Source organism: Achromobacter sp. (assembly GCF_050285565.1).
Lineage (GTDB): Bacteria > Pseudomonadota > Gammaproteobacteria > Burkholderiales > Burkholderiaceae_B > Achromobacter.
This window is the reverse complement of sequence record NZ_JBLZXG010000005.1, coordinates 253,338-269,287: the sequence shown is the minus strand read 5'-3', so window position 1 is coordinate 269,287 and position 15,950 is coordinate 253,338. Positions and strand designations below refer to the sequence as shown.

Here is a 15,950-nt window from a genome sequence, read left to right as displayed (position 1 = left end):
GATACGCCAAGGCGCTTTCTGTGCGCCCTGTGTACATGCGAGGGCCCACCTCCCTGGGTGGCCCCGCACCCATCCGAGAAACTTCACGATTGCCGTCGCCGATCTGAGTCGCTGGTGCGCTGCGACCGACTTTATTTCTCTCTTTCAACCCGGGCCGGGCGCCGTGATGCCCTGATGATCTAGCCAACGACCTTGCCCTGCAGGTCGATGGTCTGCCAGCGCCCGCCCGACCACCAACGGTGCTCGCCGTCGTTTTCTTCCTTGCAGCCGACGCCGACGCGGGCCTTGCCGTCCTCGTAGGGAAAGGCGCAGTCATAGACGGGGGGAACGACGATAGCGCCGGTTTCCTCGTCGGCAAAGCCGATCTTGCCGTTCAGGCGGATGCGGTAGCGGCCGTCATGCGGATAGTCTGGCCCGTTGTCGAACAGGTAGACCTGGTAAGGCTCGCGCAGTTGCGGGTCGACGACGCGGAATCCGCCGGCCTGCTTGTCCAGATACAGGCAGTAGCGAAACGGATTGCCGGGGACGAAGCAGTCGTCGATCCATTCGGGCTCGATGGCGCGCTGCTTCAAGATCGCGCGCGCTTGCGCTGCGTCGGTGTCGGCGTCGGTTTGCGCGATGGCCAGGGACGGGAGCAGCAGAAAGGCGAAGCAAAGCGGGTGGATGCGGGGCATTGCGAGGGCCGGAATCGTCCGCGGGCGCGGCGGGAAGGGGCGCCCATCATAAGCCGACTCCGCCCGCGCGGCGGTGGCCTCGCGCAGCGCCACCGTCGCGGCGGCGCCACGGCGTCCCTGCCGGCTCAGGTTGGCGCTGCCACGGCGTCGCCGCTTTCTGCGCCGCTTTCCGCACCGCCAGCCGTGTCGCCAGCCGTGTCGCCCGTGCCGCCGTCCGTGGCGGCGCTGATGTCACTGGTCGCGCCACCACCCTCGATCGCATGGGCGGTCTTTTCGGCCTCGACCAGCGCGTCGCGCACTTCGGCGACCTGCTTCTGCGCCTCTTTGTCGTTCTGCCGCAGCTTGCTCTTGAGCATGGCGAGCAGCTCCTTCATGGCGCGGATGGCATCGCGTACGGCCAGGGCGTCGCTTTCGCGGCGCTTCTGGGCGGCTTGTGGGTCATGGCGGGCTTCGGTGGCGGCGCCGGCCTTGTCTTGCGGGGCGCTGGCGTTGTCGCGGTCGTCGGACTCGGAGGTGTCCTTGGCGGCGTCCGCCCGGGCCGCGGCGGCGGCGCCCTGGGCCGCGGTGTCGGCCGCCGGCGTGTCGGCAGCGTCCGCGTCGGTGTTCGCAGCGGTGTCGCTGGCGGCGGCATAGGCCGCCAAAGCGCGCGAGGTGGCGGCGGGGGACGTGGATCCATCGCTCTCGGTGCCGGAGGCATCGGTGCCATCGGCGCTGCCGGCCGGGGACACCGCCGTGGCGCCGCCGGTGCTCGCGGCGGCGGCGCCCTGCACCACGGGCGCGGCGGTCGCGCCTGGCGCGGCGCCGCTGGCGGGCTGCGCGCCACCGCTGTCCTTGAGCGCGTTGGCGGCCTGGCCGAGTTCGCCGGACAGTTGGCGCAGTTCGCGCAGGATGGCCTTGGCCGCCGCCTTGCCCAGGAACATCAGCATCTTCTTGAGCGTGTCGATGCGCTGCCTGATCTGCGCGATGCGGGCACGCGCGAAGTCCTGGCGCGTCTGGGCCGCGTCCACGGCCATCTGGGAGGCGGCCTTGCGCGCCTTGGCGGCGCGCTCCAGCGCGTCGTCGCTGAGGATCACGCGAATCGAGACGGGCTTGTCCGCGGACTGGGCGGCGTCCCGGTCTTGCGCCGCGTCCGTGTCGCGCCGGGCGGCGGCGCGGGGCTCGTTGCCCGGGGAGACGGTCGGCGGCGGGAGGGTGTCGGTGAGCGGGGACGGCATGGGAGAATTCCGATAAGGCGGGGCACATGGCGCCGTGGCCGGGCCGGTGTCCGTGACGGCGGGGTGACAATGATATGTACGGCACGCCGGCGGCCGTTCTTTAACCGGCCTGCATTGGGAATCCGTCCGAGAATTCTGGGTCGGCAGGCGGCGGTGGTATCTTCTGCCCCATGTCCGCCCGTGATTCCTCCCTGCCCCTGTCCAGCGCGCCGATGGCGCCTGACGCCGCCCGCGCGGCCGCGCCCGCCACGCTGCCTTATGTGCACGCGTCCGGCACCACGCGCAGCCTGCATTTTTCCGACAAGGTGATCCAGAGCCGCATGTCCACGCTCAGCCCCGATGCGCTCGACCTGGAGTACACGCGGATGATGATGGGGTTCGTGCTGTTCGCGCCGGCGCCCGCGGACATTCTGATGGTGGGCTTGGGCGGCGGGTCGCTGGCCAAGTTCTGCCATCGCTACCTGGCGCATTCGCGCATCGAAGTGGTCGAGATCGACCCGGGGGTCATCGCGCTGCGCGATGCCTTCATGGTGCCGCCGGATGGCGAGCGTTTCAAGGTGGTGCGGGCCGACGCGGCCGATCATCTGCGCGGGCTGCGCGATGCCGCCGACGTGCTGCTGCTGGACGGCTTCGATGATGCCGGCATTCCCCCCGCCCTGTGCTCGGCCGCGTTCTATGCGGACTGCCATCGCGCCCTGCGCGACGATGGCATCCTGGTCATCAATTTCCATGTGAATCATCCGTCGCACCGCGTCTACCTGGAGCGGGTGCGCGCCGTGTTCGGCGGCGCGATGTTCGAGGTGGTGGACGACGACATGACCAACAGCATCGTGTTCGCCTGCAAGGGCGACCTGCTGGACGATCCCGCGGCGGCCGACCTGAAACGGCCGGCGGTCATTCCCAAGGATGCCTGGCGCCAGTTGATGCCGACCTTGCGCATCATTGGCGCGACGCGCGAATTGAAGTGATGCCGCGCCACGCAGGGGGCCGTACGGGCGCGCCGGGCATGCAAAACCATCCGGATCGTGCTTCGCGTCGCGAAAATTGCGGATATTGGCGATTTTTAGGACGAAATAACCGCGTTTACCGTACTAATTCCAATTATTACCGTTGTATGTAATTGTATATACTCACTGCCTGATTTCTCATTTCCCATTTCATCCGGCGCGCTTCGAGCGCCGGGTCCGCAGGAGAAAGGCATGTTGAGCAAGGCAGTAACGCTTGGCGCGGTGACGATCCTGTCACTGCTGGTGGCCGGTTGTGCCACCGAACGTTCCCAGTCGGTCGCGGTGCCCACGGTGGCGGCGGCGGCCAAGCCCTACCAAGGCGTGCGCAGCCCGATCTCCGTGGGCAAGTTCGATAACCGCACCAACTACCTGCGCGGCGTGTTCTCCGACGGCGTGGACCGTCTGGGCGGCCAGGCCAAGACCATCCTGGTCAGCCACCTGCAGCGCAGCGGCCGGTTCCAGGTGATGGATCGCGACAACCTGTCGGAAATCGCCCAGGAAGCGGCGCTCAACAAGAAGGCCAGCCAGATCAAGGGCGCGCGTTACGTGGTGACGGGCGATGTAACGGCATTCGGCCGCAAGGTGACCGGCGACCAGCAACTATTCGGCATCCTCGGCCGGGGCAAGGAGCAAGTGGCCTACGCCAAGGTCGACCTCAACGTGGTCGACGTGGCGACCTCCGAAGTGGTCTATTCCGCATCGGGCGCCGGCGAATACAGCCTCTCCAACCGCGAAGTCATCGGCTTCGGCGGCACCGCCGGCTACGACTCGACGCTGAACGGCAAGGTGCTGGACCTGGCGATCCGCGAGGCGGTCGACCGGCTGGTCGATGGCATCGAGCAAGGCGCCTGGCAGCCCAACCAACCCTGATAGGTAATTCCCATGTCGAACAATCTGGCGAAGGGGCGTCCGCAGGCGCTCGCGCGCGTGGGCCGTGCGTTGGCGCTGGCCGCCCTGGCGGGATTGCTGGGCGCATGCGCGCAGCAGCCCAAGCGCATGTACAGCTGGCAGTCGTACGAACCCTCGGTCTATGCCTATCTGAAGGAGGATGGCGCCGACTATGCGGCGCAGAGCCTGGCGATGGAAAAGAACATCGAAACCGCGCGCGCCACCGACGCGGCGTTGCCGCCGGGGTTCCGCGCGCATCTGGGCATGCTGTACCTGAAGCTGGGCCAGGGGGACAAGGGCCTGGAACAGCTGGAAGGCGAGAAGGCGGCCTTCCCCGAGTCCAAGCCGTTCATGGATTTCCTGCTGCGCAATGCCGGCAAGACGGCCGACAGCGCCGTGCCGGCGCCGCAGGCCACGCCGGAAGCGGCCGCCGCAACCCAATCGTCCGCCGCGCCCAAGCCGGCCAATCCGCCCGCCACCAAGAAGGGGGCCTGATATGAACACCTTCATCCGTATCGCCGTCTTGGCGCTGGTGGCGTTGCTGGCGGGTTGCGCCGCGCCGCAGCGCAATGTCGACTACGCCGCCTTCCGCGAAAGCAAGCCGGCCTCCATCCTGGTGCTGCCGCCGCTGAACACGTCGGTGGATGTGGCGGCGGGCGCGGCGGTGCTGGCGCAGGCGACCATGCCGCTGGCGGAGTCGGGCTACTACGTCGTGCCGGTGGCCGTCATGGAAGAGACCTTCAAGCAGAACGGCCTGACCAGCGCGGACGATATCCACGAGCTGCCGGCTGCCCGCCTGCGCGAGATCTTCGGGGCCGATGCCGCGTTGTACATGACGGTGAAACAGTACGGGTCGAGCTATGCGGTGCTGTCCAGTTCCATCACTGTCTCGATCGATGCCGCTCTGGTGGACCTGCGCACGGGGGCCAAGCTGTGGGATGGCAGCAAGGAGGTGGTGCAGGCCAGCAACAGCAGCAATGGCCTGATCGGCATGCTGGTGCAGGCGGTGGTGGACCAGGTCGTCAATACGCTTTCTGACCGCAGCTACGGCGTGGCGGGCATGACCAACAACATGCTGCTCAGTGCCGGCACGCCGGGCGGCATCCTGTACGGCCCGCGCTCTCCGCGCTACGCCGCCCAGCCCTGACCGTGGCGGGACCGCACTGCCCTCGCGCCGTCTGACCGCGGTTCGAGGGCAGTGTCACATTCGCCGGCGCCGCGATCCGCCAGCGGCTCATGGCGAGGCTCCGGGCGCAGGCGCTGCCGCCCGGCCGGGCCGATCCTGGTTGAAATGCGCGCCCCGGCTTTCCCGGCAGGCGCGGGCGTCGCGCACCATCAGCTCGGCGACCCCGGCGAGGTTGCGCAATTCCAGCATTTCAGGGTGAGTGTCGGCATGGCCGCGCGACGCGAGCGCCCGGTTCAGGCCGGCGATGTGGTCGGCTGCCCGCCGCAGCGAGGCGTCGCTGCGCACGATGCCCACTTCGCGCGTCATCATGGCGCGCAGGGATTGCCGCAGTGGCGCCGCGAAGGCTGCCGCAGGCGTGGCGTGCGCCGGAGCGGCACCGGGCATTGCCGTGTCGGCCAGCGGGACGGCCACGGCGCGCGTCGCGGGCGATGCCAGGATGTCGCGCGCCGCGGCGCGGCCCATGACGACACATTCCAGCAGCGAATTGCTGGCCAGGCGGTTGGCGCCGTGCAGGCCGGTGCAGGCGGCCTCGCCCACCGCATACAGGCCCGCCACGCTGCTGCGGCCGCGGGTGTCGGTGGCGATACCGCCGCAGGTGTAGTGCGCGGTCGGCGCGACGGGGATCGGCGTGGTGGCGATGTCCAGGCCGAGCGCCAGGCAGTGCGCGTGGATGGCGGGAAAGTGCGCCAACAGGAATTCGCGCGGCGCCAGTTCGGCGCGCGGATCGTGGGCGGGCATGAAGCGGCTGCCGTCCGGCAGGCAAAGCCGCCCGCCTTCGCCGCGCACGGCTTCGGAGATCAGGAAACCTGCGCCTCGCGGGTGATGCAGGCCGGTGGGATGGAACTGCGTGAAGGCCATGTTCTGGAGGCGGGCGCCAGCGCGCGCGGCGATGGCGATGCCGTCGCCCGTGGCGCCGGCTGGCGCGGTGGTGGTGGCGTAGACCTGGCCGGCGCCGCCGCTGGCGATCACCACCTGGGCGGCGGCAAGGTCGCGGCATACGCGCCGTTCCAGGTCCAACAGACGCACGCCGTGGCAGCGGCCGCCGGGCGCGCCCGACAGCAGCAGGTCGACGGCGCAGTGCCGCTCAAGCACCGTGATGGCGGGCTGGCGGCGTACCTGCGCGTCCAGCGCCGTCATGATGGCGTGGCCGGTGGCGTCGGCGGCGTGCGCGATGCGGCGTTGGCCATGGCCGCCTTCGCGGGTCAGGTGCAGCCCCGCGCCTTCGGTCGAGAAGGCCACGCCGCGCGCCCGCAGCCAGGCGATGGCCGCGCCGGCCTGGTCGATGATGGCGCGCGCGGCCTGGGCATCGCAGAGGCCGGCGCCGGCGTCCAGGGTGTCGCGCAGGTGAGCGGCCACGCTGTCGCGCGGTCCCAGGGGCGCGGCGATGCCGCCCTGCGCGCGCGGGCTGGCGCCGGATAGCAGCGGGCCCTTGCTGACCAGCGCCACGCGCCGCTGTGGCGCCAGTTCCAGCGCGGCGGTCATGCCGGCCAGGCCGCTGCCGATGATGATGACGTCGAATGCCATGGCGGACGCTCCGTGGATGTTCAGGCCGGGCCGACCCGCTGGAACAGCGCGCCATCGCGCGCCAGGTCGCCGCTGGCGCGCACCGGGCGCTTGCGCGCGCCGGCGAAGTCCAGCATGCGGTCGATCGGGGCCTTGGCGCGCGTTGCCACGGCCGGGTCGAGCTGGATGTCGTTGGCGCCGTGTTCCAGGGTGTGCACCAGGCCCGCCAATCCGTTCATTGCCATCCACGGACAGTGGGCGCAGCTCTTGCAGGTGGCGCTGTCGCCGGCGGTGGGGGCGGCCAGGAAGGTCTTGCCGGGCGCGCGCTGGCGCATCTTGTGCAGGATGCCCATGTCGGTGGCGACGATCAGGCGGTGCGCGTCCAGCGCGCGCGCGGCTTCGATCAACTGCGTGGTGGAGCCGATCACGTCGGCCTGCGCCAGCACCGACGCGGGGGATTCGGGGTGGGCCAGCACGCGCGCGTCGGGGTATTCGGCGCGCATCAGCGCCAGCTCGGCGCCCTTGAACTCGTCATGCACCAGGCAGGCGCCCTGCCACAGCAGCATGTCGGCGCCGGTCTGGCGCTGGATGTAGTGGCCCAGGTGGCGGTCGGGCGCCCACAGGATCTTCTCGCCGCGCGCGTGCAGGTGGGCGATCAGGTCGAGCGCGATCGAGGAGGTCACGACCCAGTCCGCGCGCGCCTTCACCGCGGCGCTGGTGTTGGCGTAGACCACCACCGTGCGGTCGGGATGGGCATCGCACCAGTCGGCGAAGGCCGGCGCGGGACAGCCCAGGTCGAGCGAGCAACTGGCGTCGAGGTCCGGCATCAACACGCGCTTGGCGGGGCTGAGGATCTTGGCGGTCTCGCCCATGAAGCGCACGCCGGCCACCACCAGTGTCGTGGCCGGATGAGCGCGGCCGAAGCGCGCCATCTCCAGCGAGTCACCGACGCAGCCGCCGCTGGCTTCGGCCAATTCCTGGACCTCGGCGTCGACGTAGTAATGGGCCACCAGCGCGGCGTCCTCGCGTGCCAGCAAGGCGCGGACGCGTTGCGCTGCCTCGGCGCGTTGTGTGGCGGACAGGGGCGCGGGCACGCGGGCCCAGGCCTGGCCGACTGCGCCAGGGTGGCCGGCGGCGGGCAGGTCGATGGCGATGGCGCGGGGGGCGATGGCGGTCATGGCGGGTTCCTTGGGCGCGCTTAATACTCAAAATGAGCATTAATTGATTAAAAAAAAGCCGACTTATGCTTTTGTTGAGCATAAAACGGATCGGGTGAAATTTCACCTCCCGCTTTTCCCCGGGCGCGCGGGCCCGGTAGCGGCGCTCCTGAAGGCAGACCGCCGTCGCGGCCGTGCCCGCCCTGCCGCGGCGGCGGTCTTCTGCCGCGCGCAGGATGGGCGCCATCAGGGGCGTCAGCGGGGCGCCGTCGCGGCCGCCCGCCCGGGGCGTCACGCCGGAACACCGGCACGCTGGCGGCGTGCGCGCAGGCCCGGCCAGATCCGCAGCAGCAGCGCGCCAATGGCCGCTGTCGTGGCCACCAGGGTCACACCGATCCAGCCCCATTGCGCCAGGGCCAGGCTGCCCAGCGCGCCACCCGCGGCCATACCGATGAAGACGCTGACCATCAGCACGGCGTTCAGGCGGCTGCGGGCGGCGGGGTCGATGCTGTAGACGATGCTCTGGTGCGCGATCAGCGCCACCTGGATGCCCAGGTCGAAGCCGATCGCGCTGGCCGCGATCAACCACAGGCCGGCGTGGGCGGACAGTAGCGGCAGCAGCGCCATGGCCGCGAACGAGACGGCGGTGAGCGCGGCGCCCAGGCGGCTGACGGCATGGGGCCCGCGCCGGTCGGCGTAGCGTCCGGCCAATGGCGCGGCCAGCGCGCCCGCCGCGCCCGCCAGGCCGAAGGCGCCGGCGGCGGCCGCGCCCAGATGGAACGGCGCGCCATGCAGCATCACCGCCAGCGTCGACCAGAAGGCGCTGAAGCCCAGCGACAGCAGGCCCTGGGCCAGCGCGGCGTGGCGCAACTGGCCATGCTGGCGCCACAACCGGGGCAAGGAACCCAGCAGTTCGATGTAGGGCAGCCGGGAGGTCGGCGTGAACGCCGGCAGGCCGCGCCACAGCGCCGCGCCCAGCGCCAGGATAGAGACCGCGGCGGCCAGGAACATCGCGCGCCAGCCGAGCTGCTCGGCCACCACGCCGCTGATGACGCGCGACAGCAGGATGCCCAGCAGCAGTCCGGTCATCACGGTGCCGACGATGCGGCCGCGGTGCGCGGCGGGCGCCAGCGTGGCCGCGGCCGGGACGATGTCCTGGGCCAGGGTGGCGGACAGGCCGATGGCGAAGCTGGCGGCCAGCAGCACGCCGATGGCGGGCGCGACGGCAGCCAGCAGCAGCGCCGCGCTGAGCGCGCCGGCCTTGATCAGGACGATGCGCTTGCGGTCGTAGCGGTCGCCCAGCGGCGCCAGCATCAATATGCCGAATGCATAACCAAGCTGGGTCAGCGTCGGAATCCAGCCGAGCGCGGTGGGACTGGCGCCCAGGTCCGCGCCCAGGATGCCGAGCATGGGCTGGTTGTAGTACAGGGACGCGACGGCCAGGCCGGCGCCCATTGCCAGCAGCAGCACGAGGCCGGCGGACAGGTCTTGGGAAGGGGGGGCGGCGGGCGCCCGGGTATCTGGGGACATGATGGAGATCCGTTCAGGAAAGGCACCGCGAGGTGCGTATGGCGCAGATTCTGAGCGCGCGAACGGGTCTTGGGTAGCCGTCGTCCGGGTAGATCCGTTATACGATAGGCGTATGACCAAGCCCGTCCTGACCGCCGCGACCAGCACCGACCGCATGCTGTTGATCGAAACCTTCGTGCGCATCGTGGAGGCCGGCAGCCTGTCGGCCGCCGCCGCGCAATTGGGCGGCACGCAGCCCACCGTCAGCCGGCGCCTGCAATTGCTAGAACGCACCCTGGGCGTGCGGCTGCTGCAGCGGTCGACCCACGCCATCCGCCTGACCGAGGACGGCCAGCGCTGCTACGAACGGGCCAAGGCACTGCTGGCTTCCTGGCAGTCGTTCGAGAGCGACGTGCGCGGGGCCGGTGAAGAACTGGCGGGCACGCTGCGCGTGGTGGCGCCGCACGCCTTCGGCCAGAACCAGTTCATGGACGCCCTGGCCCAATACCTGCGGCAGTATCCACGCATGCAGGTGGAATGGCTGTTGCACGACCGGCTGCCGGACTTCATTGCCGAGAACATCGATTGCGCCATCAAGGTCGGGCCGGTGCAGGATCCGTCGGTGGTGGCGGTCAAGCTGGGCGAGGTGCCGCGCAGCGTGATGGCGGCGCCGTCGCTGTTGGGCCAGGGGCCGGTGCCCCAGCATCCGTCGGAACTGGCGCGCCTGCCGTGGCTGGCATTGCGCACCTTCTATCGCGACGCGGTCAGCCTGACGCATAGCGCCACCGGCGAAGTGTTCCGCTTCGAGATCCAGCCGCGTCTGTCCACCGACGGCCTGTATGCGCTGCGCAAGGCCGCCTTGCTGGGCCTGGGAGCGGGCATTGCATCGGCCTGGGCCCTGCGCGACGAGCTGGCCAGCGGTCAACTGGTGCAACTGGCCCCGCAATGGCGCGCCGAGCCCCTGCCGGTGTATCTGGTGTACGCGCCCTCGCGCCTGCTGCCGGCACGGTTGCGGCGCTTCATCGACATCATGCGCGAGCACCTGCCGGCGGAATTGCGCGCCGGCTCGGAAGCGCCCTGAGGGCGGCATCGCGGGCCGCTTGCGGCCGGTTTGCGACAAGTGGCATCGGCCGTTGCCAGAATGGCAGGATCCCCGCATTTTGTGTGGAAAGTGGGCGCTAGGCATTGACCTGGGCATCGGACAGAATTTCCGTAACGGATCTTCAGGGGAAAACAATGACGACACTGCTCACCACCACCGACGTGGCCAAAATCGTGGCCGCGCAGGGCCCGCGCCAGGTGTTCGCAGACCTGCTGGATTATCTGCTGGCCGATTTCCTGCGCTGGCCGGAATTCGATAAAAGCGCGCGCGTGGCCAGCCATTCGGCGACCGGCGTGATCGAACTGATGCCCACCGCCGACCACGATCTCTACAGCTTCAAGTACGTCAACGGCCACCCCGGCAATCCGGCGGCCGGCCTGAGCACCGTGATGGCCTTCGGCGCGCTGGCGCGGGTCAGCACCGGCGAACCGCTGCTGATCAGCGAGCTGACCCTGACCACCGCGCTGCGCACCGCCGCCACATCGGCGCTGGCCGCGCGCGCCCTGGCGCGGCCGGGCGCGCGCAGCATGGCGCTGATCGGCAACGGTGCGCAGAGCGAGTTCCAGGCCCTGGCGTTCCACCACATCCTGGGCATCGACACGCTGCACCTGTACGACGTCGATCCGGCCGCCAGCGACAAGCTGGCGCGCAATCTGGCCGAGGTGCCGGGCCTGCGCCTGCGCCGCTTCGGTAGCACCGCCGCCGCCGTCAAGGGGGTGGACGTTGTGACCACGGTGACGGCCGACAAGGCCTATGCCACCATCCTCACCGCCGCGATGGTCGAACCCGGCATGCACATCAATGCCGTGGGCGGCGACTGCCCGGGCAAGACCGAGCTGCATGCCGATGTCTTGCGCGCCGGCGCCGTGTTCGTGGAATACGAACCGCAGACACGCATCGAGGGCGACTTGCAGCAGATGCCGGCCGACTTCGCGGTGACCGAGCTGTGGCGCGTGCTGACGGGCCAGAGCGCCGGGCGCCGGCGTGCGCGCGACATCACGGTGTTCGACTCGGTCGGCTTCGCGCTGGAGGATTTTTCGGCCCTGCGCTGGCTGCGCGACTGCGCGGTCAGGCAGGGCTGCGGCACGCGCGTCGAGGTGGCGCCGCGCCTGGCTGATCCGAAGAACCTGTTCGACCTGGTCCGCGGCCGCCAGGCGGCCGGCCGCGCGGCGGCTCGCGCCGGTCAGGCGCTGCTCAAGGATTGAGAGACGGCGCCGTGCCGCGCGCCCGCGCCCTATTCGGACGGCGGCGGCTCGTGCGATACCGGCCGGCCCAGCAGGAAGCCCTGGAAATGCGAGCAGCCTTCCTGGGTCAGTCTTTCGAGCTGGGCCGCGGTCTCGACGCCCTCGGCGGTGGTGGGGATATCCAGGCTGCGGCCGATGCCGTTGATGGCGCGGATGATGGCCAGCGCCTCCTTGCTCGACTCGACATCCTGGGTGAAGGACTTGTCGATCTTGATCTTGTCGAACTCGAAGGTGCGCAGGTAGCCCAGCGATGAATAGCCGGTGCCGAAGTCATCCAGCGCCACTTTCACGCCCAGTTGCTTGAGCCGGTTCAGCGTGGTCAGGTTGGTCTCGGAGTTGGCCAGCAACACCGACTCGGTGATCTCCAGTTCCAGCCGGCCGGCCGCCAGGCCGGAAGTGGCCAGGGCCGATTCCACCAGCGATACCAGCGCGCTGTTGGTGAACTGCGTGGCCGACAGATTCACCGCCACGGTTTCGTGCGCGTCCCAGGTCGTGGCCTCGCGGCAGGCCTCGTGCAGCGTGAAGGCGCCCAGTTCGTGGATCAGCCCGGTTTCCTCGGCGATCGGGATGAAGTCGTTGGGCATGATCAGGCCCTTGACGGGGTGCCGCCAGCGCATCAGGGCTTCGCGTCCGACGGTGCGCACGTGGCTGGTGTCCTTGATCGGCTGGTAGTAAAGCTGCAGTTGCTGCGACAGGATCGCCTGGCGCAGATCCATTTCCATTTCGTGGCGCTTGAGCGCGGCCGCCTCCATCTCGGGTTTGAAGAACGCCAGGCAGTTGCGGCCATTGCGCTTGGCTTCGTACAGCGCCATGTCGGCGTAGCGCAGCAGATGGTCGGCGCTGGCTTCGTGCGCGGTGGCGCGGGCAATGCCGATGCTGACGCTTACCGGCACGGTGTGGCCGTCGACCTGGAAGGGTTCACGCACCGCGTCGATCAGGCGCTGCGCCATCTGGCGCAGGTCGTCGGTCTTTTCGATGCCGGGCAGCACTACCGCGAACTCGTCGCCGCCCAGCCGCGCCAGCGTGTCCTGCTCGCGCAGGTTCCTGGCCAGGCGCCGCGCCAGTTGGCGCAGCAGTTCGTCGCCGTACTGGTGGCCGAGTGTGTCGTTGACGCTCTTGAAGTTGTCCAGGTCCAGGCACAGCACCGCGGCGCCGCGCTCGCGGCCGTCGGGCGCCAGCGCCTTGAGCAGCCGCTCGCGGAACAGCCGGCGGTTGGGGATGCCGGTCAGCGTGTCATGGTGCGCCATGTAGCGGACCTGGGCCTGCGCGGCGTTCTCGTCGGTGATGTCGTCGGCGATCAGCAGCACGTAGCGCGAACGCGGGTCGCTGCTGTGGAACACCAGCGTGCGGCTGCGCAGGGTGCGCGGGCCACGTCCGGTCGGCACCTCTTCCTGGCCGGCCTCGCGCAGCGCGCCGTCGGAACGCAGGGCGTCGTTGGTCAGGCGCTCGAAGAACTCATGCACCGCGGGCGGCAGGCATTGCTGGATCGTCTTGCCCTGCATCTGCTCGCGGCGCGCGCCAAAGGCGGCTTCGGTCTGCCGGTTGGCCAGCAGGATGCGCCGCGAAACGGCGTCCAGCACCAGCACGCACGACGGGATGTGCGAGACCACCGCTTCCAGGAAGCTCGACAGCGAGGTCAGTTCGCTGTTGTAGCGTTCGGCCAGTTCCTTGGCGTGCAGCAACTGCAGTTCGCGCTCGCGCCGTTCGGTGCAGTCGCGCGTGATCTTGGCGTAGCCGATGAGCGCGCCGGCATCGTTGTGGATGGCGTCAATCACCACATGGGCCCAGAACGGCGTGCCGTCCTTGCGCATGCGCCAGCCTTCGGCCTCGAAGCGGCCTTGCTCGCGGGCGGTGGCCAGGCCGCGCGCGGGCAGGTTGGCGGCCTGGTCGGCCGGGCTGTAGAAGCAGGAAAAATGCCGTCCCACGATCTCATCGCGGGTGTAGCCCTTGGCGCGTTCGGCGCCGGCATTCCAGTTGGCGACGGTGCCGTCGGGGTTCAACATGTAGATAGCGTAGTCGACCACACCTTGCACGAGGTGTCGGTACATGACGTCGGAATTGTCGATGATCATTGGATGGGCGGGCGTTGCGGGATGGGCGGCACTACGTTTACGTCGTGCCGCCGCGTTTATTTACCGGTGTCGCGCAAAAAAGCCGAACCTGGCGTATTGCGCCCGGTCTTGGCGTGTCGTTGCGCGTTCAGGGTTTCAGGCGCTGCTTGAGGGCCTGCGTGATCATCGGGATGTCGAGGTCCTGGCCGGGATGCTTCTGGCAGAAGTCGTACAACACCGCGATGTAGGCGTTGCCGAGCAGCTTGGTGATGGCGCCCGCGGTGGTGGCGGCGATGGTGCCGCCCACGGCGCTGCCGGCGCCGGGAATGAACTTGAGCAGGCTCGACACCACCGAGCGCCCGACCAGCGTGGCGGCGGACGCGCCCAGCGATGAAGTGACCAGCGTGCTGATGGCGGCGGTGTTCAGTTCCATGCCGAACGTGATGCCGATTTTGGCGATCATGCCGACCTGGATCGGCACCAGGGCCACCGCGTCCGAGAACGGGATCGGCGCGGCGGCGGCCGAGGCGGCCAGGCCGGCGGCCACATTGACCTCTATTTCAGCCCGCTTTTTTTTTACTTCCAGCGCTTTCAGGTTGCGGGTCGAGAGCGCGTTGGCATAGGCGCGCTGCTGGGCTTCGGGGATGTACTGCGCGGTGGCCTCGATCAGGGCGTCCAGCCCCATCGGCGGCAGATCCGCGCCCAGCTCCTCGATGTGTTCGGGCAGCGCGCGCACCGCCACCACTTGCCGCGCGCGCGGCAGCAGCGCGCGGGCCTGTTCCAGGAAGGGGCTGTTCTTGCGCGCCTTGGTGAGCACGCCGATGACCGCGATGCCGGCGTCGGCCAGCAGCGCGCACAGCTCGATCTCGGCCTCTTCGACGCGGTGGCTGCTGTCCTGGATGCAGAGCCAGGCGACGTGCAGGTGCCGGTCCTGGTCCTGCGCGGCGGCGCGTTCGCGCACCAGGTCGGTCAACTGCTGGCGCGAACGCGCGTAGTCGCCGACCTCCAGGCCGCGGGTATCGATGATGGTGAGCGGGTGGCCGGGGCGCGAGAATTCCTGCGTGGTCTGTGTGACCGGCTTGCCGGCGCCGGTCTTGGCCAGGTCGCCGCGGAACACCGCGTTGATGAGCGTGCTCTTGCCCACGCCGGTCTTGCCGGCCACCAGGATGTTGACGCGGCCCGCCCCGCGCGTGGCGGTGCTGATCGCATCGGCGATCGCGTCCTGCAACTGCGGCGTGTCGTGGCGGGGCGGATTCATGGCTGGCGGCGGGCGGCGAAGTGGGGCATGGGTTGATTCTAGCGACAAAACCGCGCGGGGCGCCCCGGCGCGCGCGGCCCGTGGACGGGCGTGGCGCGCGGCACAGGTATATCACGGCGCCGCGCCGGGCGCAGCCGCGAGGGCCGCGCGCATGTCTTCGAGAAAGGCCGCGGCGATGTCGTCCAGGTGGCTGCGCCGCTTGGCCACCATGCTGATCTCGACGTCATAGTGATAGGCGTCGGCGTCGAGCGCGTGCAGCAGGCCGGCCGCCACATAGGGCGCGGCGTAGTGTTCCGGCAGGTAGCCCAGGTGCGCGCCGGACAGGATCAGGATCAGCGCGGCCTCCATGTTGTCGGCTTCGGAGGTGATGCGGCGCGGACGTCCGGCGAACGAGGACTCGGGCAGCGGATAGGTGCGCCAGGTCCAGTCGGCGTCGGCCAGATCCGATTCGGTGACGCGGCCGGCACGGCTGGCCAGCGGATGGGTGGCGCCGCAGTAGGCGATCTGCCGTTCCTGGAACAGCGGCGTGTAGTCCAGCATCGGCACCCGGTGCAGGAAGTAGCCGATGGCCACCTGCATCTCGTCTTTCAGGATCAGTTCTTCGAGCTCGCGCGGGCTGCGGATCAGCACCGACAGGCGCACCGCTTCGTCGCGCCGGCGGAATTTCTCGATGGCGTGGCCGATACGGGCGTTCTGCGCCATGGTGGCGTTGCCGATCAGGCCCAGCGTGAGGTTGCCGACCAGTTGCCGGTGCATGTTGCGCGCCTGTGCGCTGAAGTCGTCCAGCGAGGCCAGCGCGCGCCGCGCCAGCTTGTCGAAGCGCTCGCCCTTGGCGCTGAGGCGAAAGCCGCCACGGCCGCGTTCGCACAGCGTGAAGCCCAGGCGGGTTTCGAGCGTGGCGAGCTGGCTGCTGATGGTGGACTGGCCCACGCCCAGCAAGGCCTGCGCGGCCGACACGCCGCCAGCGTCGACGATGGTGAGAAAGACGCGGATCAGGCGCAGGTCGAGGTCGGAAACGGTCGAGAGCATAGGGTAATCACCGACTAAACATTGATGGGCATCGATGTGAATTTTCCGAACTAGGCATGGATGAAAAAAGTCCGGATTCCTATTATTCCATCGGTGTTGCCGATTCGACCCGGCGCCGGTGCCGCCGG

Annotated in this window: 14 protein-coding genes; 6 read left to right on the top strand and 8 right to left on the bottom strand. The window is 69.4% G+C overall.

Annotation, left to right across the window (positions count from 1 at the left end; translation table 11 throughout):
* Positions 1 to 179 precede the first annotated feature (179 nt).
* Positions 180 to 674 carry a WG repeat-containing protein gene (locus ACN6O8_RS12520; RefSeq protein WP_427991365.1) on the bottom strand — a complete coding sequence of 165 codons (495 nt, stop codon included), beginning with the start codon at positions 672 to 674 and terminating at the stop codon, positions 180 to 182.
* A gap of 125 nt (positions 675 to 799) precedes the next feature.
* The gene (locus ACN6O8_RS12515) at positions 800 to 1,888 is read right to left on the bottom strand and encodes a hypothetical protein (RefSeq protein ID WP_427991364.1); all 1,089 of its coding nucleotides are present in this window, start codon (positions 1,886 to 1,888) and stop codon (positions 800 to 802) included.
* Positions 1,889 to 2,058: 170 nt separating this feature from the next.
* On the opposite strand from ACN6O8_RS12515, the gene ACN6O8_RS12510 reads away from it, so the two are divergent.
* From ACN6O8_RS12510 to ACN6O8_RS12495, 4 genes are all read left to right on the top strand, one after another.
* On the top strand, positions 2,059 to 2,856 hold the full coding sequence (locus ACN6O8_RS12510; protein WP_427991363.1) for a fused MFS/spermidine synthase: 798 nt from the start codon (positions 2,059 to 2,061) through the stop codon (positions 2,854 to 2,856).
* 231 nt (positions 2,857 to 3,087) lie between these two features.
* Positions 3,088 to 3,765, top strand: coding sequence for a CsgG/HfaB family protein (locus ACN6O8_RS12505; protein WP_427991362.1), 678 nt, complete (start codon positions 3,088 to 3,090; stop codon positions 3,763 to 3,765).
* Positions 3,766 to 3,777: 12 nt separating this feature from the next.
* A complete protein-coding gene (locus ACN6O8_RS12500; RefSeq protein ID WP_427991361.1) occupies positions 3,778 to 4,278 on the top strand; it encodes a DUF4810 domain-containing protein in 501 nt (166 codons plus the stop codon).
* Between the two features lies 1 nt (position 4,279).
* On the top strand, positions 4,280 to 4,930 hold the full coding sequence (locus ACN6O8_RS12495; RefSeq protein ID WP_427991360.1) for a DUF799 domain-containing protein: 651 nt from the start codon (positions 4,280 to 4,282) through the stop codon (positions 4,928 to 4,930).
* An 87-nt stretch (positions 4,931 to 5,017) separates the two neighbouring features.
* Here the strand turns inward: ACN6O8_RS12495 and ACN6O8_RS12490 are convergent, their stop codons facing one another.
* The 3 genes from ACN6O8_RS12490 to ACN6O8_RS12480 form a co-directional block, all read right to left on the bottom strand.
* The gene (locus tag ACN6O8_RS12490) at positions 5,018 to 6,493 is read right to left on the bottom strand and encodes an L-aspartate oxidase (RefSeq protein WP_427991359.1); all 1,476 of its coding nucleotides are present in this window, start codon (positions 6,491 to 6,493) and stop codon (positions 5,018 to 5,020) included.
* A 20-nt stretch (positions 6,494 to 6,513) separates the two neighbouring features.
* The gene (nadA, locus tag ACN6O8_RS12485) at positions 6,514 to 7,650 is read right to left on the bottom strand and encodes a quinolinate synthase NadA (RefSeq protein WP_427991358.1); all 1,137 of its coding nucleotides are present in this window, start codon (positions 7,648 to 7,650) and stop codon (positions 6,514 to 6,516) included.
* A 270-nt stretch (positions 7,651 to 7,920) separates the two neighbouring features.
* Positions 7,921 to 9,159: an MFS transporter gene (locus ACN6O8_RS12480; RefSeq protein WP_427991357.1), complete on the bottom strand. Its 1,239-nt coding sequence runs from the start codon at positions 9,157 to 9,159 to the stop codon at positions 7,921 to 7,923.
* A 112-nt stretch (positions 9,160 to 9,271) separates the two neighbouring features.
* Here ACN6O8_RS12480 and ACN6O8_RS12475 point away from each other — a divergent pair, with 112 nt between their 5' ends.
* Positions 9,272 to 10,219: a LysR family transcriptional regulator gene (locus ACN6O8_RS12475; RefSeq protein ID WP_427991356.1), complete on the top strand. Its 948-nt coding sequence runs from the start codon at positions 9,272 to 9,274 to the stop codon at positions 10,217 to 10,219.
* A gap of 155 nt (positions 10,220 to 10,374) precedes the next feature.
* On the top strand, positions 10,375 to 11,445 hold the full coding sequence (locus ACN6O8_RS12470) for an ornithine cyclodeaminase (protein WP_427991355.1): 1,071 nt from the start codon (positions 10,375 to 10,377) through the stop codon (positions 11,443 to 11,445).
* A gap of 29 nt (positions 11,446 to 11,474) precedes the next feature.
* Here ACN6O8_RS12470 and ACN6O8_RS12465 read toward each other — a convergent pair whose 3' ends face one another.
* The 3 genes from ACN6O8_RS12465 to ACN6O8_RS12455 all read right to left on the bottom strand — a co-directional run bounded on the left by ACN6O8_RS12465 (position 11,475) and on the right by ACN6O8_RS12455 (position 15,822).
* Positions 11,475 to 13,556 (bottom strand): sensor domain-containing protein, encoded by a 2,082-nt coding sequence (locus ACN6O8_RS12465; protein ID WP_427991354.1) that lies wholly within the window; start codon positions 13,554 to 13,556, stop codon positions 11,475 to 11,477.
* 127 nt (positions 13,557 to 13,683) lie between these two features.
* Positions 13,684 to 14,793 carry a YcjF family protein gene (locus ACN6O8_RS12460; RefSeq protein WP_427991353.1) on the bottom strand — a complete coding sequence of 370 codons (1,110 nt, stop codon included), beginning with the start codon at positions 14,791 to 14,793 and terminating at the stop codon, positions 13,684 to 13,686.
* A gap of 111 nt (positions 14,794 to 14,904) precedes the next feature.
* Positions 14,905 to 15,822 carry a LysR family transcriptional regulator gene (locus ACN6O8_RS12455; protein ID WP_427991352.1) on the bottom strand — a complete coding sequence of 306 codons (918 nt, stop codon included), beginning with the start codon at positions 15,820 to 15,822 and terminating at the stop codon, positions 14,905 to 14,907.
* Positions 15,823 to 15,950: the final 128 nt, after the last annotated feature.